At 48.7% G+C, this 23,454-nt stretch carries 19 protein-coding genes and 1 pseudogene; 11 read left to right on the top strand and 9 right to left on the bottom strand.

Annotated elements, in window-relative coordinates; translation table 11 throughout:
• The first annotated feature begins 762 nt into the window (after positions 1-762).
• From ACH50O_RS18470 to yfbR, 3 genes are all read left to right on the top strand, one after another.
• Positions 763-1,383, top strand: a complete 621-nt coding sequence (locus tag ACH50O_RS18470; RefSeq protein ID WP_446809214.1) for a hypothetical protein — start codon at positions 763-765, stop codon at positions 1,381-1,383.
• A 163-nt stretch (positions 1,384-1,546) separates the two neighbouring features.
• Positions 1,547-2,338, top strand: a complete 792-nt coding sequence (locus ACH50O_RS18465) for a retropepsin-like aspartic protease family protein (RefSeq protein WP_446809213.1) — start codon at positions 1,547-1,549, stop codon at positions 2,336-2,338.
• Positions 2,325-2,933 (top strand): 5'-deoxynucleotidase, encoded by a 609-nt coding sequence (gene yfbR / locus ACH50O_RS18460; protein ID WP_446809212.1) that lies wholly within the window; start codon positions 2,325-2,327, stop codon positions 2,931-2,933. Before ACH50O_RS18465 ends, yfbR begins: the two co-directional genes overlap by 14 nt.
• 102 nt (positions 2,934-3,035) lie before the next feature.
• Here yfbR and ACH50O_RS18455 read toward each other — a convergent pair whose 3' ends face one another.
• The 5 genes from ACH50O_RS18455 to ACH50O_RS18435 form a co-directional block, all read right to left on the bottom strand.
• Entirely contained in the window at positions 3,036-5,471 is a 2,436-nt protein-coding gene (locus ACH50O_RS18455) for a sensor domain-containing protein (protein WP_446809211.1), read from the bottom strand.
• 38 nt (positions 5,472-5,509) lie between these two features.
• Positions 5,510-6,736 carry an IS256 family transposase gene (locus tag ACH50O_RS18450; RefSeq protein ID WP_446809210.1) on the bottom strand — a complete coding sequence of 409 codons (1,227 nt, stop codon included), beginning with the start codon at positions 6,734-6,736 and terminating at the stop codon, positions 5,510-5,512.
• 57 nt (positions 6,737-6,793) lie between these two features.
• A complete protein-coding gene (locus tag ACH50O_RS18445; protein WP_446809209.1) occupies positions 6,794-7,045 on the bottom strand; it encodes a hypothetical protein in 252 nt (83 codons plus the stop codon).
• A gap of 389 nt (positions 7,046-7,434) precedes the next feature.
• On the bottom strand, positions 7,435-7,845 hold the full coding sequence (locus tag ACH50O_RS18440; RefSeq protein ID WP_446809208.1) for a hypothetical protein: 411 nt from the start codon (positions 7,843-7,845) through the stop codon (positions 7,435-7,437).
• A 144-nt stretch (positions 7,846-7,989) separates the two neighbouring features.
• Entirely contained in the window at positions 7,990-8,193 is a 204-nt protein-coding gene (locus ACH50O_RS18435) for a DUF2934 domain-containing protein (protein WP_446809207.1), read from the bottom strand.
• A 422-nt stretch (positions 8,194-8,615) separates the two neighbouring features.
• On the opposite strand from ACH50O_RS18435, the gene ACH50O_RS18430 reads away from it, so the two are divergent.
• From ACH50O_RS18430 to ACH50O_RS18395, 8 genes are all read left to right on the top strand, one after another.
• Positions 8,616-9,245 (top strand): Crp/Fnr family transcriptional regulator, encoded by a 630-nt coding sequence (locus ACH50O_RS18430; protein WP_446809206.1) that lies wholly within the window; start codon positions 8,616-8,618, stop codon positions 9,243-9,245.
• 38 nt (positions 9,246-9,283) lie between these two features.
• On the top strand, positions 9,284-9,361 hold the full coding sequence (locus ACH50O_RS18425; protein ID WP_446812171.1) for a hypothetical protein: 78 nt from the start codon (positions 9,284-9,286) through the stop codon (positions 9,359-9,361).
• Between the two features lie 388 nt (positions 9,362-9,749).
• Positions 9,750-10,382 (top strand): PAS domain S-box protein, encoded by a 633-nt coding sequence (locus tag ACH50O_RS18420; protein WP_446809205.1) that lies wholly within the window; start codon positions 9,750-9,752, stop codon positions 10,380-10,382.
• Positions 10,383-10,475: 93 nt separating this feature from the next.
• Positions 10,476-10,985 carry an aspartate carbamoyltransferase gene (locus tag ACH50O_RS18415; RefSeq protein ID WP_446809204.1) on the top strand — a complete coding sequence of 170 codons (510 nt, stop codon included), beginning with the start codon at positions 10,476-10,478 and terminating at the stop codon, positions 10,983-10,985.
• 85 nt (positions 10,986-11,070) lie between these two features.
• A complete protein-coding gene (locus ACH50O_RS18410; RefSeq protein WP_446809203.1) occupies positions 11,071-12,483 on the top strand; it encodes a carbohydrate porin in 1,413 nt (470 codons plus the stop codon).
• A 28-nt stretch (positions 12,484-12,511) separates the two neighbouring features.
• Positions 12,512-13,909: a sugar MFS transporter gene (locus tag ACH50O_RS18405; RefSeq protein WP_446809202.1), complete on the top strand. Its 1,398-nt coding sequence runs from the start codon at positions 12,512-12,514 to the stop codon at positions 13,907-13,909.
• Between the two features lie 4 nt (positions 13,910-13,913).
• Positions 13,914-14,489, top strand: a complete 576-nt coding sequence (locus ACH50O_RS18400; RefSeq protein WP_446809201.1) for a cupin domain-containing protein — start codon at positions 13,914-13,916, stop codon at positions 14,487-14,489.
• Positions 14,486-15,427: a carbohydrate kinase family protein gene (locus ACH50O_RS18395; protein ID WP_446809200.1), complete on the top strand. Its 942-nt coding sequence runs from the start codon at positions 14,486-14,488 to the stop codon at positions 15,425-15,427. The genes ACH50O_RS18400 and ACH50O_RS18395 overlap by 4 nt, the downstream gene beginning before the upstream one ends.
• 74 nt (positions 15,428-15,501) lie before the next feature.
• Here the strand turns inward: ACH50O_RS18395 and ACH50O_RS18390 are convergent, their stop codons facing one another.
• From ACH50O_RS18390 to ACH50O_RS18375, 4 genes and pseudogenes are all read right to left on the bottom strand, one after another.
• Positions 15,502-18,183 (bottom strand): MGH1-like glycoside hydrolase domain-containing protein, encoded by a 2,682-nt coding sequence (locus tag ACH50O_RS18390; RefSeq protein ID WP_446809199.1) that lies wholly within the window; start codon positions 18,181-18,183, stop codon positions 15,502-15,504.
• 54 nt (positions 18,184-18,237) lie between these two features.
• Positions 18,238-18,973, bottom strand: a pseudogene (locus ACH50O_RS18385) (IS5 family transposase).
• Positions 18,974-19,015: 42 nt separating this feature from the next.
• Complete coding sequence (locus ACH50O_RS18380; RefSeq protein ID WP_446809198.1) at positions 19,016-19,558, bottom strand: response regulator transcription factor; 543 nt, start codon at positions 19,556-19,558, stop codon at positions 19,016-19,018.
• A 65-nt stretch (positions 19,559-19,623) separates the two neighbouring features.
• Positions 19,624-23,325 carry a PAS domain-containing protein gene (locus ACH50O_RS18375; RefSeq protein WP_446809197.1) on the bottom strand — a complete coding sequence of 1,234 codons (3,702 nt, stop codon included), beginning with the start codon at positions 23,323-23,325 and terminating at the stop codon, positions 19,624-19,626.
• Between the last annotated feature and the right edge of the window lie 129 nt (positions 23,326-23,454).

Below are 23,454 nucleotides of genomic sequence, written 5' to 3'. Positions count from 1 at the left end.
GACAGGCATTATGCGTCACACATTAGAGCGGTATTTAACCCTGGGATTAGGACAGCAAGTTTTAGTCAAGACGGAATAGGATCGGTGCACTTTCCCAGCTCCGGTCATTTGGCTCAAAATTGGTTCTATCTGGCAAGCTTGAGCCAAACGACTGCGCCAAGTGGTCGCTATATAAAAATAAGCTATTGTAATAAAAGGTGTTTTCTTGTGGCTCACGATTAATTTATGAGCCGAGCTTACCAGTCAAAATCGGCGAGACCCCCGGAAATTGCGGCATAAAATCGGCTAGAACGCACTCCCTTTGGCCGTGACTGCATATAAACCCAAGCCGACGGCGTATAAAAATCCCTCGGCGGCATCCCCAATAAGTCCGGCGATGCCTTCGCGTTTCTTGGCTGTGCCTTCGAGCCTGGCGAAGATACCTTCCAGGTTTGCGCAGCTGCGTTCCAGACATTGGAATATGCCTTCCGGGGATTTTTATATGCCGCCGGGACTGTTTGGAATGCCTTCGCGGTGGCCGGCAACCCGCACGGATGCTTCGGAAGTGACATTCAAGCCAATGGCTATGCCCTCAGCCGGATTTTATATCCCAACGCGCGACATTTAGCCGCACTTGCGTAAGTTGATAGCTTATCTATACTCTTTGGCGACATAGTTTTAGCGCTAGTCATTCCCTTCGATTTAATCCAATACTTATGCCGGCGATTCGGCCTGTTGGCCGCTGCCTGGCTTGCTTATCGTTGATATATTAGGAGCACACTGATGGCTAAATCAGATTATTTCCCCCGCCCCGATGGTGAGTTATTGATATGGCATGACCGGTTTATCCTCAATCTTGCCGCTTTGAAAACCCAGCTGGGTTTATCCGACGAGGACATTGCCGCCTGCAACACCGAGAATCAAGAACTGCATGGCAAAGTATCGGCCGCCAATATCGCCGCTGCAGCCGCGCATCATGCGACCGCCGATAAGCAGGCTTATCGCGGCCAGTTCGAAAACAAGGTAAGAGCATTGACACGGCGCATCAAGGCCCACCCCGGTTATACGGAGGCATTGGGTACTCTGCTGGGTATCGTCGGTGCGGAAATCAGTACGGATTTAACCGACGCCAAGCCGGTGCTGAAGGCTGCCGATCAGACCGGCGGTAATGTGGTGTTGAGTTTTCAAAAATTCAAAAGCGACGGCATCAATATCTATTCTCAGCGCGAGAATGAAAGCGAATTTGTGTTTCTGGCGCGCGATACTCAAACCCGCTATGTCGATAACCGTCCGCTATTGGTGGCCGGTAAACCTGAGTTGCGCCGTTATACGGCGGTTTATGTGGTAAAAGATATGGAGGTGGGTCAATACAGTGATGAACTGGTCGTTAGCTGTGCGCCGTAGGCTTGCGTCGATTCCAAGCGCGTTCGTTATTACGAGTTGTTTGAGCTAGCCTACGCAAGTTTCGCATTTGCGTTAACCGGAATGATTTGACTTGGGCGATAATCGGTATATAGCTTAGGTTGTGACGCGCTTTTTCGCTGAACGCAGATTATCGGAACAGAATATGGGTATACACGACCGCGACTACTACTGGGAAAAACATAAACAGGCGTCGCAGGGCGGTCGTGATATTGGTTATCAGACTAATCCGCGTCGCCTTGGAAAATCCAGTCTCAGCGGCATTCGTTACCTTTTGTTCCCCGTCTTAACCATCGCCGCGTTATGGTACGGCGCGGATGCCTTTTTGCGCTTCGAAAAGTCCAAAAGACAAACAGATATACCGTTACCGGTGGCAATTGCCCCGCAAGCACAACCACAATCTAATCTGATATCCCCCAAAGCCGGCGGCGTTGTCTTGAAAACCGATCCGCAAGGTCATTTTCGCGGTACGGTGTTAGTCAATAACGTTCCCATGCCTTTTCTGATCGATACCGGGGCAACCAAAACCGTGATTCCGAGTAGTATGGCAATGCAAGCCGGTTTGCCCTTCGGCGGGGTGGTGCAATCCAATACCGCCGGCGGCAAGGTTTCGGATCGTGCGACCCAAATCACGAGTCTGGTCCTGGGTAGCGCCGTCATCAAAAATCTCGATGCGCAAATCAACGATCATCTGGATGAAGTGTTGATTGGCATGAATACCTTAAAGTACTTCCAGATGACGCAAACCGGCAATACGCTGACCTTGGTAGCCCATAATCAAGCCGGCACCAGGCCCGCGAATCAGCCCACGACCAGCCTGGAAACTTTGGCAGCTAATCAGCCGGTTAAAAAGCCGACGACTATCAAAAAGACCGTGCATTGTGATGAACATAAGGTCTGCCCACAACTTACAGCGATCATTGATGCCAGCCATTAGCAGCAGCTTTTATGCTTATCTATCGCGCTTACGTTGGATCAAGCGCTGGGGCTTGAAGCGCAACGCCCATGAGGAAAACGTCATGGAGCATAGCTGGGAGGTGGCGGTGATTGCTCATACTCTGGCGTTGATCAAAAATCGCTATTTTGATGGTCAGGTGGACGCCAATGCGGTGGCTACCGCCGCGCTGTATCATGATGTGACCGAGGTGATTACCGGCGATTTGCCGACCCCGATCAAATACCACTCGCCCGCTATTCTGGGTGCCTACAAGCAAATCGAGCAGCAGGCCGAAACCGAGTTGCTGAATTTATTGCCCGACGCTTTGCGCGACGATTTCCGGTCGTTGATTCAACATGAAACATTGCCGGAGGCGCATCAGCAAATCATCAAAGCGGCCGACAAGATTTCAGCCTACCTAAAATGTCAGGCCGAGCTTAAGGCCGGCAACACCGAGTTTGAAATGGCCGCCGAGCAACTTGCAAGAAATATTCACGAACTGCAACAGCCGGAAGTGGTGTTTTTCATGCAGGCATTTGCGCCGAGTTGCGGTTTGACGCTGGATGGCTTGATGCAAACAAAGGATTCCGGATAAGGTGCAGCAATGCCCTGGAGCGGCAGTTTGTGTTTAGACCGTGGTGAACGGCTTAAAATAGGCAGTCTATTTTCGATGGTTAATTATTGCTTGATAGCGTAACTACGTGCTCACCAATAATCTCTCAAACTCATCGAGAGGCATCGGTCTGCCAAACAAATAACCCTGTATAGCATGGCAGCCGTGTAGCGCCAGAAATGCGCGTTGTTCTTCCGTTTCGACACCCTCTGCAATCACCTCCATACCCAAGCTCATTGCCATAGCGATGATGGTCTGAACGATGACAGCGTCATCCGGATCAGTCGTAATATCACGAACAAAACTTTGATCGATCTTTAGCTGATATAGAGGTAGTTTCCTCAGGCTGGATAATGAAGAGTAGCCCGTTCCAAAGTCATCCATAGAAAAGCGGATGCCAATTTCACGTAGACTATGCATCTTGAGTATGGTGTTATCGATGTCGTCAAGCACCAGGCTTTCGGTCAATTCCAGTTTAAGATTGCATGGGTTAATGGCAGTACGGTTTAATATGTGACTGACTTGTGCGACGAAGTTGGCTTGGTGAAATTGACGTGCGCTGATGTTGATGGCGATTTGTAAATGTCGTGTATGTTCATTGCTTTCCCAATTTTTTAGCTGGGCACAAGCGGTTTCCAGTACCCACTGGCCTATCGGCAATATCATGCCACTTTCCTCGGCTAGCGGTATAAACTCAATGGGAGAAATCATTCCCCGTTGTGGATGTTGCCAACGGATTAATGCTTCGGCGCCGATGATCTTTTGATTGTATTGAACTTGCGGCTGGTAGTGAACCGTAAACTGGTTTTCAGCCAGCGCTAACTTCATATCCCTCTCCAGTTCCATGCGATTTGTAATCCTGGTCTGCATCTTTGGATCGAAGAAACACAAAGTATTGCGGCCCGCTGATTTGGCTTGATACATGGCAATATCCGCATGTTTCAATAGCTCATCTATCGGTTTTTCCTGGCCCTTAAACATAGTTACGCCAAGGCTGGCGGTGGATTGGTAGTTGTGCGCGGCAAGTTGGTATGGCTGGCGAAAAGTAGTTAGAATTTTATTGCCGACAACCTCAACTTGCACCAACGCTTCATCGGTAGATCCGCCTAAATCCTCCAGCATCACCACAAATTCATCGCCGCCAAAACGGGCAATCGTATCGCTATCACGGACACAGTCTTTTAAGCGTTCGGCTAGCTGTCGCAACAGCAAGTCGCCCATATCATGGCCCAGTGTGTCGTTGAGCATTTTGAAGTTATCCAAATCGATAAACAGCAATGCGCCATATTGACCATTGCGTTGGCTTGAGGCCAATGCCGACATTAATCGATCGCGAAGCAACAGCCGATTTGCTAGGTCGGTGAGCGGATCATAGAATGCAAGATGTTTGATTTTATCGGCGGCCTCACTACTCATGGTGATGTCAGTCAATGTGCCAACAAAATTAGTAATGACGCCGTTTACGTCTTTCACTGTGGAAATGAGGAGATGTTCTAAATAAGAATCACCATTCTTGCGTCGATTCCAAATTTCGCCGTCCCATGCACCGGTGGTACTAATGCTGTTCCACATGGCTTCATAAAAGTCTGCATCATGACGCCCCGATTTGAGTATTCGCGTATTTTTGCCAATGACTTCGTCGGCAGTGTAGCCGGTAATTTTGGTGAATGCGCTATTCACCCGAAGAATATTACGATCCGCATCAGTGATAATAATCCCTTCCTGAACTTCAAAAGCTGTAGCAGCAATACGTTGTTGAAGCTCAGCCTGTTTACGTTCAGTTATATCTTGAATGAATCCGGTAAGCTTTTCCGGTACTCCCTGGTTGTTTAGTATCGCTTTGCCCCGGCATGCTATCCAGCGTTCTTCACCGGTATCATGACGCTGAATTCTATATTCGATTTGATGATTAGCGCCGGTAGCGAAGCTGTGTTCCAGGGAATCTGTGACTACCCGACTGTCATCAGCATGAATAAGTTGGTAGGGTTTATCCGGGGTAGGCTGAAAGTCTTCCAGTAACCCCATCAGCTTACAAATCTGGTTCGACCAGACTGCGGTATCTTTACCTTTAGCCAATTCCCAACCGGCTATGCAGGCATGATTCATGGCTTCTTGTAGACGGGATTCACTCTCAAGCAGTTTAGTTTCCGCCTTAATAAGTTCATCAATATTATTCAGAGCAATATGCAATATCGGTATACAGTCAACATCCTTGACGGCAATGGCTTGCGCGTCCACCCAGCATTGCGCGCCGTTATGATTGAGCGTCTTCAACTTGATCGTCCGCTGTTTGTTAGACTCAAAGACCTTTATGCAGAAATGGTAAAAACTATCTTGATACTGATTGTCGATAAAGCTGGATAACGGGATATTTACCAGTTCTCGCCTAGGCAAACCCAGTAAAGTAGCTGCGGCGAGGTTAGCTTGGATAATTAAGCCTTTGTCACTAACGGCAAGAAAAGCCACTGGAGCAAAATCATATAGTTCTAAATAGCGTTCTTTTTCAGCATACAGTTCCAATTGGAGGGTGTCCTGAATTTTGTGTAAACGGGATTTAATTATCGATTGTGCATCCTGTCTTCAAACTGAATGCTAAACCGATTCAACGCGGCTTTCCAGTCATGCAAAGGCATGGTCCATTTTTTACTGATATTCATCAGGGCCAAATAGAACAATTTCGACAAGGCTTCATCACTGGGAAATGAACCGCGATTCTTGGTGATTTTCCGCAAACTCATGTTGACCGACTCAATGGCATTGGTGGTGTAAATGATGCGGCGTATCTCCGGCGGATAGTCGAAAAAGGGGATGATCCGATCCCAATGACGTCGCCAAATTTGGGCAATGGGAGGGTAGGCCTCGTTCCACTGCACCTCGAACTCAGCCAGCTTCTGCTCCGCCTTGGCGACGGTGGCTGACTGGTAAATCTGCTTGAGATCGGCGGCGATCTGTTTGCGCATTTTCCAGCCGACATAGTTGAGGCTGTTGCGGACCAAATGCACGATGCACAGTTGAACGGCTGTGTGTGGATAGACGGTTTCAATCGCTTCGGGAAAGCCTTTCAAGCCATCGACACAGGCGATGAAGATGTCTTGGACGCCGCGATTTTTCAGGTCTGTCACCACCTGTAACCAGAACTTGGCACCTTCGGTTTGGGCAATCCATAAGCCCAGCACTTCCTTTTCCCCGCTTAGGTTAATTCCAATCGCCAGATAAACGGCCTTGACCCGCACCGCACCGGTATCGCGCACTTTGACGTGGATGCAATCGAGATAAACGATGGGGTAAACCGGGTCGAGCGGTCGCGTTTGCCAGGCTTTCACTTCCTCAATCACGGCGTCCGTCACTGAGGAAATCAAGCTAGACGACACTTCAGTGCCATACAGCTCTTCCAGATGGCTCTGGATTTCCCTGACCGTCAGCCCTCGGGCATAAAGCGAAATAATCTTGTCGTCAAAGCCCGTCCAACGGGATTGGTGTTTGCCAATGATTTGCGGCTCGAACTGACCATGACGATCACGTGGAATCTCAATCGGCAATGCGCCAAAATCACCTTTCAGCGTTTTACGGCTTTTGCCGTTGCGCGTATTCCCCGTAGCATTACTGACAGACTCATGCTTGCCATGCCCCAGATGTTCGGTCATTTCAGCTTCTAAAGCCCGCTCCACCAGCGCCTTGGTGAGTTGTTTCAGCAGGCCATTTTCGCCCAGCAGGTCTTCCGGTTTTTGATAGCCGGACAATAAGGTATCGATTAGGTCGGTTGGGATCGATTTGGGTAAGGTCATAGTTACTCCTCAAAGTAAGGGCAGTTTCCTGCCTAATGACCGTTTACACAAAAATTCTTACACCCTCTCCAATTGCGCTTGATGTAGTTCCTGATTTTGTAATTCCAGCTCGATCTGATGCACCTGCAGCTCATGAACGAGCTGTTCGGGCGACTTGGTTATGCATTGACCTGGTGATTGCTCAACTTTGCACCTAGCAATATCTTCGGCCTGTTGACGTATCCTTGTTTTCGGGACAATTGGCAATAAACCGGTATCATTTGCCGGAAGGCTGGCATTTGATGGCTGTTTATCTTTTGGATCGGTCATTGGATTCCAGAGTTGATGTTGCTATGGCTATTCATAACACATATACCCTAAAGACTAATGGGATTTATTAGGCGCCTGATCACACTACTCGTTGTTCTTCAATAGCTGCTGCAGAAAATGACTATCTTTGCCGCTGCTACTTTCCGGCACTGAATTATGATTAATCCGTGTCCCAAATCGGCCGACCTTGCTCCGTCATAATTGACGGAGTAATACGATCCCTTCCCGTCGGTCGCATTTCGGCCCAAGCAGGGCCAGTCAATCAATCCACATTCAGCGAACTAGTGACCTACAAACCAGTCTTTGGCGGTTTTGGGCTTTTCTCGGCTCATAGGATTCACACTTCTTTTTAACAATTGTAAAAGTGTGTCTAACAAAGTGTAACCACACTAGTCATAGTGAGCAGCGTGATGCTCTAATGTTATTCTTGGTAGTTTTTTTGAAGAAGCAATGCGAACTGCTCGGCCGGCACCGCAGGACTTTTGTAATAGCCTTGATAATAATCGCAGCCCCTTTCGGTTAAAAATTTTAGCTGCTCCTGGGTTTCCCCCTTCGGCAAGCACCTTTAGCCTCAAGGTATGACCCATACCGATGATCGCAGCAGCAATTTCCATGTCATCCTCAAGTTGAAGCAGTTCTTCATTCTGGAGTTCCAGCTCTATTTGATGGAGTTGGAGTTCATGTAAGAGCTTGTAGTCGTGTGCTAGATGGTCTAAGGCTATTCCAGATTTGGTGGTAAGTCGGTTTTCTGCAATTTTGCGCCAGTCTTCGGTGCTCTTCGTCTCAGTGTGTTTGTCCATAGTGCTATGCTCCCATTTAATATGAGCAGCAGAGCGGCATAAAATATAATCGGACTGGGAGTTGATACAAATTAAACATATATCAGCCCCCAATTTGACTAATTTGCAAGCCGAATTATCACGACATGGATAAAGCCAGGGAGCTTATGTAAGACTTACTTCCTTTTCTGCCTCAAGCCAATCGCCCAGTTCGTAGCCTGGCAAAAACCCTCTTTTTTCGGCCTTGAAATATGCAACCTCTGCAATTTCCTGGCAAGACAGTTGTTTTTGGTATTCTGCTTTTGCTTCGATATCTTGCTGAGAAGTTTTCTCGTTCGTTAGTTCATTTGGTTTGGTTAATAGCGACATTTTTTGCTCCTGAAGTGTATTTACAAAGTTTGCAATCACATTGATTCGGCCTAAATAGGCTACAAATTTGCCAGGTAGTTATCTGTACGCTATTCAACATTGAAAATTGTTCAATGCGCGGAATCGGGAGTGCAGCGCTACTTGGACAACACATTCATCGCCGGTAAGGTCGCATCGTCAGTCCTGATTGATTCGCTATAGGTATTAGCCCTTATTACTGGCAAAAGCTGCTCATGTTAAAAAGTCGCCAAGTATTTTCTCGTTGTAATTTCTTGTATTAGTTAAGCGAAAATTTTTTGGCCGATTGTACAACTCCAGGAAAAACCTATGATCAAGCCCGAGAGTGCCAGGCACAACATGATATTGGGAGCACTTCCGACAAACACGTATGTACGCTATCGCCCTACCTGGAATTAGTTCAGATGCCCTATGGTAAAGTTCTTTACGAATCTGGCTGCGAATTGCGTTATGTTTATTTTCCTACAACATGCATCGTGTCTAAGGTTTACTGGATTGAAGATGGTTTATCGAGTGAGTTGGCCCTGGTGGGTAGTGAAGGCTTTGTAGGCCTCGCTCTTTTCATGGGGGGCGGAACCATGACACATCAAGCTGTTGTCAGTCGCGCGGGCAGCAGTTACCGACTGCGGCGGTCGCTATTCTTACAAGCAATCAATTGCCATTCTGGTGGAGATGTCGACCAGACACTGTTCCTATTATTGCTGCGCTACACACAAGCAATGATGACCCAAATAACCCAGACAGCTGCTTGCAATCGGCATCATTCAATTTACCAGCAGCTATCTAGATGGATACTTTTAAATATTGATCGACAATCCTCAAACGAATTGATCCTGACTCAGGATTGCATAGCCAATAGGCTAGGCGTCCGCAGAGAAAGCATCACAGCCGCTGCAGGGAAATTGCAACAAAAAGGCTTTATAAGTTATACCAGAGGCCATCTTAGCGTCTTGAATCGTCCGGGCTTGGAAAGCCAAGTTTGCGAGTGCTACAAAGTGGTTAAAACAGAATTTGATCGATTATTGCCTCAGTGAGCTAAAGTTGTGCAGCACTTACTGAGTTTGAACGGGAGCTGATCTCAGAACGAACGGTAGCCGGATTGGCTTCGGCTCGTGCGCGCGGACGAAAGGGAGGGAGAACTTTTAAATGACAGTCGCCAAACTGCGGTTGGCTATGGCGGGCTATTGGGCAGCCTGAGACCGTGATAGAAATCTATGTAAAGAATTGGGTATTGCCAGGCAAACTTTATATAGACATGTGTCGCCCAAGGGGGAACGGCGACCAGACGGCGTGAAACTATCTAATGGTTAGAGACAGGGTGGTGCGTACCCGACCCCATCGAAATGTAAGAAATAAACTCGTTAAGTTACGTGTGTTATCGCACAGACCGCGCCACTTTATATTCAGTACGCTCAGTCCATTAGCCTCATTTGAATCTAATTTATTAGATTGGTCAGGAGGGACTAACCGTAGCGATTGATTGGAGTAGCGGCGGCAGTTTTCAAAAACTTTAACCTTCCTTGATCCTGGATATAAGCATGAATCCTCAAGATATTTTAAAAACTTTCTTAACAGAACTGAAACGCTGCGGCATCAGCTTGATATTTATCGCAATAGGTGTATTTCTGGCAACTGCAAATGCACCGGCAGCGCCTGGAAGAATTGGTGTGGAAGCGCCTGAGCCGTTGGAAAAACAATGCGTGATCCTCAAGTCTGCCAATGCAAGCCTCGTTATGGCATTGGTCGAGCTTAAGCGTGCAAATTCGCATGTGCGGAACAGTGAACGGCGTTTTCGCTTGTTGTTTGATGCGGCTGGCAAAGGCATTTTCGGTCTGGATAGCAACGGACGTTATAGCTTTTTTAACCGCGCCGTACTCGCAACGCTGGGTTATGCCGAGAACGACGTTCTAGGACACGACATTTGCAAATCAAATATAGACGATTTAGTACTGCCGTTAGAAGCATTAGTAAGCTCCAACTTAATGCAAGGCCTCGTTACTCAACGTTGCCTCACAAACTTTAAGCGCAAGGATGACCACTCTTTTCCCATCGAGCTAGACGGACAGGCCGACAGCGCATGTTACGGAGCCGAGGAAAAAGGCCGGAACCAGGTCGTCTTCATACCAAACAATGTCGAGCGGCTTAATCAATTTGCCCGATGGCACTCTTAAAGATCATGCGAAACCGAATTTTGTGTACAGCAGGACTTAGGCTAAGAAGCGCTATACAAACCAACAGGGGCAAAGCCAATGCAGAGTATCGCCATGAAAAATTTTCTATTGATAGTATTAGGCTTGTTGCAGTGCGTTATCGCCGTGCAGGCCATTGAACAGACACAAGCCGTTCCCATTAATGCCGAGCGCTTGCAGGAAGTGGTACCTTTTGCGGTGAAGGGGACGGTACAAACCTTTACTAAAACTGTGCACGGTGGCGTCCAGCATGTTTTGATCAAATCGGCGGATAACGCCTCGCAAATAAAATTGATTCAAGCTTATTTGCTCAAAAGGGCGGAACAATATAAAGCCGGCGATTATTCGGTTACAGAACGTCTGCACGGTGTTGAAATACCGGGGCTTTCCCAATTAAAAAAGGCAAAAGCCGACGATATTAAAGTTGAATATCAAGCCTTGGATAATGGTGGACAGATTCATTTTTCAAGTGAATATCCGCTGTTTGTGCAGGCGCTGCACGAGTGGTTCGACGCACAGGCGGCGGCGCACGGCAATGCGGAAATTCCCGAACATAGTCGCCATCATTCGTCCTCTGCCGAATAACGTCAATGCTATCGCTTAGCGGTCTTGGAGACGGATCATAATTGGCTCCGTCAATGGTCTTTATTCCGCGAAAGTGGAATCCAGTATGACAACCGAGCTCTCGTCTCACCAGCGTGGGAGCGATATCAGAACAGCTTTAAATGAAGTTTATCTGTGTCTTATCTGGGTTTTTTCTTTTATTTGCGACGCAGTTGCGCACGACTCAGTGCCACTTTCCACCTCGTATCAATCAATCCTTCAGGCGCGTGAAGAAGCTACGCTGCAGGCTAGCGCCTTCGACAAAGCGGATCACCTGACTGGAAATTGGTGGGGAGTTCGCGACCGCTTGTTAGACTCCGGCGTCGAAGCATTCGCGTTCTACAACAGTATTTTCAATGGCAACGTCAGCGGTGGGACTCATCCGCAGAACTCGACTTATGTGGATGACGCATTTTTTGGCTTGAAATTCGATCTCGAAAAACTTTTCGACTGGCGGGACGGCTTGTTCGTTATCAGTGGAATCAATCGAAGCGGCGTCAGTCTCACCACAGATTACGTCGGGAGCATTTATTCGGTACAACAAATGGTCGGCGGTCAGCACCCATTTCTCTATCAGGTCTATCTTCAGCAAAAACTGCTCGAGAATAAACTCAGGTTGAAACTCGGACGTTTTGGCGCATCGGACGACTTTAATGCCTCTCCCTTCTATGGTTACTCGCTGAATAATGGTATCAACGGCGACATCCGGAATGTTCTCTTCAATACGCGTTTTTCGGCTTATCCATTCGCGGTTTGGGCCGGGGCGTTGTTTTACGATCCGTCGCCCGATTACAACGTTAAGCTTGGGATCTTCCAAACGTCAGAAGATCAATTTAATGCTAACGACAACGGTCTGAATTGGGGTATCTCCGGCAATGATGGTTATACCGCGATTGCACAGATTGGCTGGTCGCCATTGCTTTTTACCAACAATGATAACGCCACCGGCGACAAAAAATCGATGCCTGCGCTGCTAAAGGAAGGATTGCCGGGGCACTATTGGGTCGGGCTTACCTATTCGGGGTGGGATTTGTATAAGCGATTTGAAGGCGGCTTCGAAGATCACTCATACGGCTTCTATGCGCATGCCGATCAAATGATTTATCAGGAAACGCCGACCGACGGCCAGGGATTATTCGCATTTCTGGCCGCCGGCTACTATCCCCAAACAGCAATATCAATCGTACCGTTCCAGATAAACTTGGGCTTAAACTACAAAGGCTTGTTTCCTACGCGGGATAAAGACCGCACGATGTTACATTTCATCTACGGCGATATTAGCAGGGCTTACGCGCGTAGCGTGCATGTTCCTGGACAGGGCAGTGCGCGGTCCGAGAAGGTGTTGGAATTCGCGCACCGTTTTCAGCTTACGCCTTGGGGTTATTTTCAACCCGACCTACAATATGTTATCGATCCCGGCGGTACTGGAGACATTCCTGATGCGGTTGTCATTGGTGCGCAGATGGGCGTGACTTTCTAAAAACTTTTTCCTTGCGGAGATCACGATTATGGTCACACCCGAGCATCTACCAACGTTGCTGGACCCACGACTTGCACCAAACAAAGGCATGTTTGTTTTGGAGGATGGCAGAAACACCTTCTTCACCTTTGTCCTCCTTATCCTGCTATTCGCCCTTTGGGGTTTCTGCAACGGGATGATCGACGTAATGGACAAGCATTTTCAGGAAGAACTACATCTGACACTTGCCCAATCGGCCTGGGTACAATTTGCGCATTATCTCGGTTACTTTTTAATGGCGTTACCAGCGGGTTGGTTGGCAACAAAGCTCGGCTATAAGGGCGGCATAATTACCGGACTGTTGATAACGGCAATCGGCGGGTTTTGGTTCATCCCGGCTACGCAAATAGGCTCATTTTGGGCGTTTCTGCTTGGCGTATGCATTATTGCTGCTGGACTCACATTTCTGGAGACGATCGCAAACCCTTACACAACAGTCTTGGGGCCAGTGTCGTTCGCAGCCACCCGCATCAATCTCGCGCAATCCACCAACGGCATAGGATTACTGCTTGGGCCGATTGTCGGTGGAATGTTTTTTTATTCCAAAAACGCTGCAGGTGAAAGCACAGGTAGTGAAAACCTCTGGATTCCCTACGCAGCGATTGGCGTGCTTACCCTCATCCTCGCGATCATCTTTTACTTCGCGCCTATGCCGGATATTGAGATGGAGGACGACTATCACCTTGATGACTCCATGCCCAATATCTCCCATTCCATCTGGTCGCATCCACACTTCTGGATGGCTGTTATTGCACAATTTCTATACGTTGCAGCGCAGGCCGGCATTTTTAGTTTTTTCATCAACTACATGACATCACAGGTTCCGCCAGTTCCTGCCTCATGGAATGTTTTGGGCGAATCGGGCTGGTTTGGCGGGTGGTTTGAAATACACCCGGACGGCGATTTAGGCTTCAGCAATAAAGGCGCGTCGAATCTGGCCTCGTTTGGTTTTCTCTGTTTTCTTATTGGTCGCTTCACAGGCAGTGCTATATTAAAGAAGTTCGCTGCGCACAAGGTGCTCGGGTTTTACTCCGCTGCCTGCGTTGTACTTTGCCTGCTGGTTTTCGCGAAGCTGGGCTGGGTCTCCGTGGTTTCTGTCTTCGTCATTTACTTTTTTATGTCCATTATGTTCCCGACCATATTTGCTTTGGGCATTTTTGGCCTTGGTCAACGCGCCAAAAAAGCGTCTTCATTCATCGTGATGGCGATCATGGGTGGGGCTATTTTGCCGAAACTAATGGGGCATGTGGCCGACAATTACGATCTTTCGCGAGGATTCATCGTCCCGATGTTCTGTTTTGCCGTTGTTGCTGTGTACGGGTTTATGTGGCCGAGACTGAGCGGTTCGGCGGGAATGCACGGTGTGTCCACTTCACAGGGGCACTGACCTAATGAACAAGGTTTTAGAGCTGAACCACGAGAAGCTGACCGCCGATCCGCAGTTTGCAATGTTCGCCACTGAGCTAACAACGTTTTCATCGATCGATTCTACCGAGAGTTTTAACCGTTATTGTCGCGAGGCATGTCGGTTATGGCGTCACTATTTTAGCGTTCCGGTCGGTGAAACCACATCACGGTTTACTGAATTAATGGCACAAATAGAACACTGCAACCAACACGTTATCAAAACGGGCTGGGGTGGGGTTGTCATTACTCGGCATGCCCATCCGAATGTGGATAAATTTCTGGTGATCCGAGAAGGCGGATACCTTGCACTCGAAATGCATGAGGAAAAAAATGAAAGCCTGGAGGTACTGGAAGGCGCCGGGCTGATTCTTTGGCGGCGCGCTAAGGATCAAGCAATGACAGTCGAATTGCTAAGGCCAGGAGCGGCGTTTCATTTTGAGCCTGGCATGGAGCATTGCTTGATTGGCACGGAAAACCTGCTGATATTCGAATCCGCCATCGATCCAAAGGGAATGGATCAAGACCTTATCTTCATTTACGAACCGGACGTAAACTTATGAACACTGACTTCTACTCCTTTGGCGAAATTCTCTGGGACTGTCTGCCATCAGGGAGGCACGCCGGTGGCGCTCCGTTTAACGTGAGTGCGCATCTGGCGCAATTGGGCGTATCCGTTTCGCTCATCTCGGCCGTCGGACAGGACACTCTCGGTGACGAGATTCTGGAGGTAGCGAAAGACAAAGGGGTCAACGTGGAATTCATTAGCCGTGTTCGGCTAGGTCTTCAAACCGGTATCGTATTGGTCACTGTGGACGAAAACGGGAACGCGACCTACGAACTTGTACAGCCAGCGGCATGGGATGAAATCAGCGTTCCTGACCAAGCTCTAAAAGCCGTCGCGAAAGCCCGCGGCTTTGCGTTCGGATCGCTCGCCGGCCGTTCGCCCTATAATCTGGCACAATTGGATCGACTTCTTGCGGTGAAGGGCCCTTTGAAGTTCTTCGATGTGAATCTGCGTCCGCCTTTCGCGGAACCGCCTCTTATCATTGAACTGGCAAAACGCGCTGACGTTCTGAAATTGAACGATGGCGAAGTCGGCCAGCTTGCCTCCTGGCTAAAGACGGGAGAAGGGACGACTGACACGCCACAAGATGAGGAGGCAATCACAGAAGCCTGTTCAATGCTTGCCGAAGTGACCAATGCATCACTTATCTGTGTCACAAGGGCCGAAAAAGGCGCCGCCTTGTGGGAACGTGGTAAAACACTTGTAACCGCGCCTGCCCCACAGGTAGTTGTGAAAGACACGGTTGGGGCAGGAGATGCCTTCATGGCAGGTCTTATCGTTGGCCTGACTCGAGGAACCGACACGCGTACCGTTCTCGAACACGCCTGCCAACTTGGGGCCTTCGTTGCGTCACATAATGGTGCCACGCCTTTGCTTCCAGCGGAACTCGTTCAAGAGTTCAACAAAACAACGGCAGACAGATACGGATGTTAGATAAATTCTCTGCATTGCTTTCGGAATATCCTAACCTAATCCTCTCCGGAGGTATGGTTTTGACCCGGCCACATTCAACACAGCCATTCGTCGATTAAGGTCGCAACTAAACTTGTCCAAGTTTGATGAGAGGCGCCGAGGCCTTGACCGGTTTCGGCATGAAAATATTCGTGAAATAGCAGATGGTCTCGCCAGTTCGGCAGTTGTTGAAAATTCGGGTTATCGCCGTAAATAGGCCGATGTTGGTTTGCATCCGGTAAAAACAGACTGATCATCCGTTTAGCAAGTTCCTCGGCCAAGCTGCCCAAGCTCATCGAAACCGGCGTGAGGTTATCGTCAAAATGCACTTCAATTAGAAAATCCTCCCCCAGAGCCTTATTCAGTTTACGTAGTGCTTCTATCATCAAAAAACCGGTTGGAAACCAGATTGGGCCACGCCAATTGGAGTTTCCGCCCTTTAGCTTCGACTCCGCTTCGGCCGGTTCATAACCCACTTCGCCTGTCCCGTATCGAAAGGGCTGTTGCTGATGGATTTTGGAAAGGCTACGGATGCCGAATTGTGACAGGAATTCGTTCCGGTCGAAAACCCGGGCCAGGATACGTTTGATTTGGTTTTGATCGGGGATACTTAAAACGTAAGTGGTTTGTCCATGGGGCGAGCTAATGTGATGAGTAAATTGGGCAAAAAAGCTGCGATTCTCTAAAAACCAATCGAAATTGGCCCGGAAGTTGGGAAAGGGTTGAATCCAGTCTGTTTCCAGACGTTCCACCGCAAATAACGGTATTAGGCCGACTAATGATCTGACCCGGAATTTATGAAAGCTGTCGTCGGCGTGGCGCAATACGTCGTAAAAAAAACCATCTTCGTCATCCCAGAGTTGGTAGTTGCGGCCGCCCATTTGTTTCATCGCGGCGCCAATGTAAACATAATGCTCCAGAAACTTGGTCGCCAGCCCTTCGTAAGTCTTGTTTTCTTCCGCCAATTCCAACGCGATGCGCATCATGTTTAAACAGTACATCGCCATCCAGCCGGTGGCATCGGATTGCTCCAGCACTTCGCCGGCGGGCAACGGTTGGCTGCGGTCGAGCACGGTTATGTTATCCAGCCCCAAAAAACCGCCTTCAAACACATTATTGCCGCGGCTGTCGACTTTATTAATCCACCAGGCAAAGTTGATTAATAATTTATGAAAACACCGCTCTAAAAATGCCCGATCAGGAGTGTGATGCCCGCGCTTTTCCATATTGTAAACTCGCCAAACTACCCAGGCATGCACGGGAGGATTCAAATCCGAAAACTCCCATTCATAGGCGGGGATCTGCCCGTTAGGATGCTGGAATTGCTCGAATAACATTAATCGGAGCTGCTCTTTGGCAAATGCAGGATCGATTAACGCCATCGGAATACAGGCAAATGCTAAATCCCAGGCCGCGAACCAGGGATACTCCCATTTGTCCGGCATAATCAGCACCCGCATGGAATTCAGGTGTATCCAGTGGCGATTGCGAATGCCGAGTCTTGAAGCGGGCGGTGGGGCTTGCGGACTATCGCCCTTGAACCATTTGTTTACATCGAACAGATAAATCTGTTTATTCCATAATAAATTGGCAAAAGCTTGCCGTTGGACGTGACGTAGTTCCGGGCTGGCGGTAGCCGGATGAATCTTTGCATAAAAGGCATCCGCTTCCGCCTTACGTTGACTGAAAATCGATGCGAAGTCAGTGAAGGGTATTTCTGTTGCCTCGGGCGTTAAGCGTAAGATCAATTGTACGGATTCGCCGGCCGGAATGACCATCTGAAAATGCAGGCCGGCTTTGGTGCCTGACTGAGCCGGATTGATGCAGTCTTCCCCGTCGATAAGGTGGCGATGAAACGCGTCTTTGGTATAGTCAGGCGTATCGGGTGACGTCGCGCCATAAACCCGTTGGCGGTTGGTCTCATTGTTGGTAAACAACGCAGTACAGTCGCCATCGGTATAAAGATAATAGTTCGGTAACTGATACGGAAATAACAGACCCGGCAACGGTCCGCGTCCCGAACTGTCAGCGAATAAACACGTCGTGTTAGAAGAGCTGCTGTCTCTCAGCAATTTAATGATCGGTTCCTCCCCGCGCGGTTCGCTCCACGCCCAGGTATTACGGAACCAAAGTTGCGGCAAAATATGCAACGGCGCCCGTTCAGGTCCGCGATTGAACGCGGTGATCCTAATGCAAATATCGTCCGGCGACGCTTTGGCATATTCCACTTCGATATCGAAATAGCGCTCGTCGTTAAAGATGCCGGTGTCCAGGAGTTCGTATTCAGGGCCTTTACCGGCTCGGCGGCGATTTTCGTCAATCAGTTCTTGGTAGGGGAAACGACCTTGCGGATACTTATACAGATAACGCATATAGCTATGCGTCGGGGTATTATCCAGATAAAAGTAATAGTCCTTAACATCTTCGCCGTGATTGCCTTCCCAGGCGTTCAGACCGAATGCTCGTTCTTTCAGGATAGCATCGCGGCCATTCCACAGCGCCAAGCTAAAAACCAATAATTGGTAACGATCACAAATACCCGCTAAACCGTCCTCACCCCAGCGATAAGCCTTGCTACGTGCCAGATCGTGCGGTAAATAACGCCAGGCATCGCCATCCGGACTGTAATCCTCGCGTACCGTTCCCCACGATCTTTCGCTGACATAGGGGCCCCATCGCCACCAAGGCGGCAGGTCCCCGGTATTCTGACTAATACGCAGATGCTCTTGAGTGGTCATGACAAGATTTTAAAGGTTGGCCGCCAAAAAGATTGGTATAGCTAGATAGTATCGTCACAAGATAGCAGCCCAAAGAGCAATGCAACGGATTTGTACTGCGGCTAAGAATGAAGCCGAGTTTTTAGCGTAACGCGTGGCAATGCCTGGCCATCGTTTTAAATGCAAAAACACGTTTTCGACCAAATGCCGAAGACGGTAAAGTGCTTTGTCGTAGGCCCTTGGATTAACGCGATTCTTTTTGGGCGGGATGACCACGGCCATTTGCTGAGATTCCGCTTTAGCAACGATGGCATCAGTGTCTTAGCCTCGGTCGGCAAGCAAATGCTCGGCACTGAAGCCATCAATCAAGCTTGAAGCCTACGTGCAATCTGCAACGGTACCTGCTGTAATAAATACTCTGACTGGCATACCATGCGCATCCACGGCCAGAGGTATCTTGCTGTTGAATCCCCTTTTGTGACCGCCATGTCTTGGTTACTGCCTTTGGCACCTGAGGCATGGGGATGCACTTTGATATGGCTGGCATCTATCATCAACCACTCGTAGTCAGGCTCTATCGCCAATTGTTCCAATAAGCCTTCCCATGTCTCGCCATCGGCAAAACCGACGTCGGGTGTTTTTCCAATCACCGTAATCAGGCGGCAAGTCCCGCTAGGGCGAACCGGTGAGCAAAATCCAGAAAACTGCATTGATAAACAATCGGTTATCGCGCGCTTTTCCGCCCCCAGGCTCCGGCGCGCCCAGGTAGTCGTGGCGCCAATAACTCCCAAACTCGGTTTTCCTGTAAGATACAAGAAGTATCTCATAATCTTCTGACGACAGTATCTAATGCTTATTGGGCAGGTTTACATGGAATTTGGCATTCGCTACAAAAGCGAACTAAATCCAAAAGATTACTTGCGCCGGTTTTCTCCATAACGCGCGCTCTGTGTATCTCTACGGTACGGTAGCTGATGCCCAATTGCCGAGCAATTTGTTTATTGGAATGACCCGCAATCACCAAGCGCATGACATCCAATTCGCGTCTAGTCAGCGTTGTAATGCGGTTACATTTACTTTGTTCCAGTAGTAAAGATTGTTGCTGTAGTACAGTTTCCACCCGTTCGACCAATTGCTTACTGACAATAGGCTTGGTGAGAAAATCGATCGCTCCTGCTTTAATAACGCGTACCGTCGTCGGTATGTCACCAAATGCAGTTAAAAAAATGATGGGTAACTGAATGTTTAAACGGATCAACTCAGTTTGTAACTCGTCGCCGGTCATATTCGGCATATTTAAATCAAGTAATAAGCACCCCGGGTGTCCGGGGTTATAAACTTCCAGAAAATGTTCGGCACTTTCAAAGAGCAGGTAAGGCAAACCCGCGGCTTCCATGACTTGTCCGAGACTATCGCGTACCGCATAATCATCGTCGACAATGAAAACACAGGGTTGGAGATTCATGCGGCAAACGGCAAGGTAAAGTGAAGCGAAAGGCCTTGGTCCGGATTTTTTTCCGCCCACATCTTCCCTCCATGCGCCGCAATCAAGGAACGGCTAATCGCTAGACCCATGCCCAAGCCTTTCGACTTTGTGGTGTAGAAAGGCCGAAAAAGTTTGCGCAACGTCGCATCATCCTCAACCCCTTTGCCGCTATCCCGCACGGTCACTTGAACCATGGACGAATCAAGGGCCGAACGACGACTGATAACCGCAATTTTGTTGGCGCTTTCGCCATAGTCTTGCATCGACTCCAAACCATTGCGTATTAAATTGATCAGCACTTTCTGGACTTGCAGTGCATTGGTTATGACTGGCGGCAAATCGGCGGCAAGGTCGGTTTCGACGATAAACGCGTGGCTAAACTCATCGACATTCACCAAGTCTATTGCCTCCTGGACGGCTAAATTGATATCCAACGCTTCGCTAGGTATTTCTTCTTTTTGTAACAGGGCCAACAATTGCCGTATCACATCCCCCGCGCGTTGCGCCTGGGTCGAACAGTTTTCCAATAATTGAGAAAGTTTTTGCTGATTCGAGCTATCAGTCTTTAATAGATGCAGGGCAACATCGGCGTAAGACGAAATGGCTGTTAGCGGCTGATTCAATTCGTGGGCGATGGCGGAAGCCGTCTGCACAGCGATGTATAATCGAAAAGCGTGTTCGATCTTTTCCCGTCGTCCGCTCAGCTGTTTTTGGCGAATGTATTCGGTTACGTCCAGATTGATACCCAGCACACGATAGGGGTTATTATCCAAATCCCGTAACAACACGCCACGAGAGTGGAACCAGCGGTAACTACCGTCTTTGTGCCGAAAGCGGCATTCAACATCATAATGAGGTCGTAAACCAGCAATGCAATCTTCCGCCAATTTCAACACGAACGGGCGGTCGTCAGGATGCAGGCGCTCCTCCCAGGATTCCCGCCCGGAGGGTATGTCACAATCATCAAAGCCGATTTGCTGTTTTGCTTCCGGCGATAAGAATAATTGGCGAGCTATCAAATCCCAATCCCAGTAACCGGCTTTTACCTGATCGACAATCAAAGCGAGCCGAGCTTGATACTCTCGCAACGCAGTTTCAGCAAGCTTATGTTCGGTAATATCGACATGGGTGATAATTATCGCTTTATCGCCATGAACGAATCGTTTGGCGTGCATTAAAAACCAGAGAGTACGTTTCTCAGTCGGACAAGCATACTCCATGACAAAACTGCTCTGTACTCCAGCAAACAAAGCCTCCAGTCCTTCTAAGACTTTGGTGGCCTCCGGATCGCCCATACTGGACGAGCGTCGGCACACATCCAGATAGTTCGTCCCCACCGACAATTCGGAAGCAGAGCTACCATTCACTATTGCGAATCGCTCCCATGGCTCGTTTACAGCAACTATCAAACCATTCTCATCCAGTACAGCGACGTGCTCCGGTAGCGAGTTAAGTACATCGCGCACAAATGCCTCACTTTCGCGAACCGATTCCTCGGCTTGCTTGAGTGCGGTAATATCCATAAATGCCCCGACAGCCCCGCGTGGTACGCCGTCCTCGTTCAGTAACGGCGAGGTATTACACAAAACTGTGACAATTTTATGACCGGGACGAATAACTTCAATAACTTGATTAGAGACCAATTCGCCTCGAATCGCGCGTTCCATCGGTAAGTCTTCGTCCGCCAATTCGGTACCATTTTGCTTAACACTAATCTTGGTAGCAAAACTTAGCCGTATCGAAACCTCACTTTTAGGTGGCAAGCCCAGCATACGCTCAAGTACTGCATTACCGCGGATATGCTTGCCATCCGCACTGTCGGCAATACTTAAACCGATGGGTACTGTGTTGAAAATAACTTGCATTTCCTGTACCCGGCGTTGCAAACGTTGGTTCAATAAAGTGATTTTTTGCTCAGATACCACCCGTTCTCCAATGTCAAATACATGCACAACTATTCCTAAGACAATACCGTTAGCATCGATATTGGGTAGATACGTCGCATGCACCCAACGTGCAGCACCGACCCCATAGGGAATTTTCTGGTCGAAACTGACAGGTTCTCCGTCGCAAGCACGCTGCAGAAAGCGACTTACCAGCAGCCAAGCCTCGCGGCCGATAATCTCCTCGACTTTCCGCCCTAAAATCTGTTCGACCGAAAGCCCGAACCACTTTTCATAGGTGGCGTTGACACGTAAATAATGAAAATCCAGATCCAGATACGCTATCAGCGCCGGTGTCGCATCCATGATTAACCGCAGTTGTGTTTCCCGATCGCGCAAAGCATTTTCGGCAATCTTACGTTCTGTAATATCGCTTTCCGAACCAGCCATGCGAATCACTATACCGTTGCCGTCTCGACGCGCGAGCCCCCGGTCCAGAACCCATTTCCAGGTTCCATCTTTACAACGTATCCGATATTCCTCACAAAACACCGGTGTTTCACCAGCAAAATGACGCTGAACCGACGCTAATATCCTTTCAAGGTCATCGGGATGGATATTGTTGCTCCATTCTTCTTCATCAATCCCGATTTCATGTTCCGCATAACCGCGAAGCGCTTTCCATCGAGAAGAATAATTGACTCGCCGGTTAGGAACGTCCCAGTCCCAAATAGCGTCCTGGGCCCCGTTGAGGACCAACTCATAACGGTCGATTCGTTCCTGAAGCACTTTTTCTGCGAAAATGTGTTCGGTAACGTCGTGCACGTAGCCATGCCAAAGAATACTACCATCGGCTTCCTGCGTCGGCAGCGAATGGCCTTCGTGCCAAACTTCACCCTTTGTCGGGTGGCTATAGCGATACTTGTCGTGCCAGGGTTGCTGACTGCGAGCCGATTCGGCGATAGATGCGTGAATACAGCCAATATCATCGGGGTGGATGCGCGCAAATACCGGGTTAAAATCTTGGGAGACCACCTCTATACCCATCCCATAGATAGAATCGATGACCGGGCTGGCATAAGGCATGCAGGCACTACCATCCGGACGCAGCCGAAAGGAACAAATCAGACCGGGTACCGCCGCGGCGACTTTGGTTAACTGATCCTGCAAATCGATCCGTCGGGTCACATCCTGGGTAATTCCGAAGCCGCCGAGCAAATTGCCTTTGTTATCGAATTCCAAAACGGCTTTTTCTCTTACCCATTTGACTTTACCGTCCACGACTAACCGGTGCTCAATATCGTAGGGTTCTCCACGCAAACCGGCTTGCCACATGCGATCGACATATTCCCGGTCATCGGGATGCACAATCGCGAGAAACGTTTCATAGGTCATCGGTGTGGTTTTGGAGATACCGAAAATGCGATGATTCTCGTCGGACCAAATCAATTCGTTTCGGGCGACATTCAATCGCCAACTGCCCATTTGGCCGAGGGTTTGCGCATGTAGAAAATCTTGACGGCTTTCCCAAAGTGCCTCGGCTAATTGCCTGTGAAAACTTGTCGTAACAATCATCACGGCTGAAACAAAACCAAATCCGGCATTCAGTAACACTACATCGCCGACTTCTATTGTTAAAGGCAGCAATATAAACAGATTGACCGAAGCCAAGGATAGAATGGCTGCAACAATACCGGGATATAAACCCAGCCAAAATGAAACCTGAATAACTCCGAAGAAAAAAAGTAAAAATGCAGCCCGTTCGCCGATTACCTGAACATAAATTGTTACCAAACTGGTTGCAACAACGATAAGCGTTGCTAAGCCATAGCGGCATAATGCCGATTGAGAACCTAATAAAAGGAAAATGGATTGGATACTAAATTTCGTCACTCTTATATTGTCGGCTAATTAAAGACATGA

The organism is Methylomonas sp. 2BW1-5-20, assembly GCF_052474515.1.
Note: the sequence above shows the minus strand (reverse complement) of the source record. Positions and strands in the feature narration are given on the sequence as shown.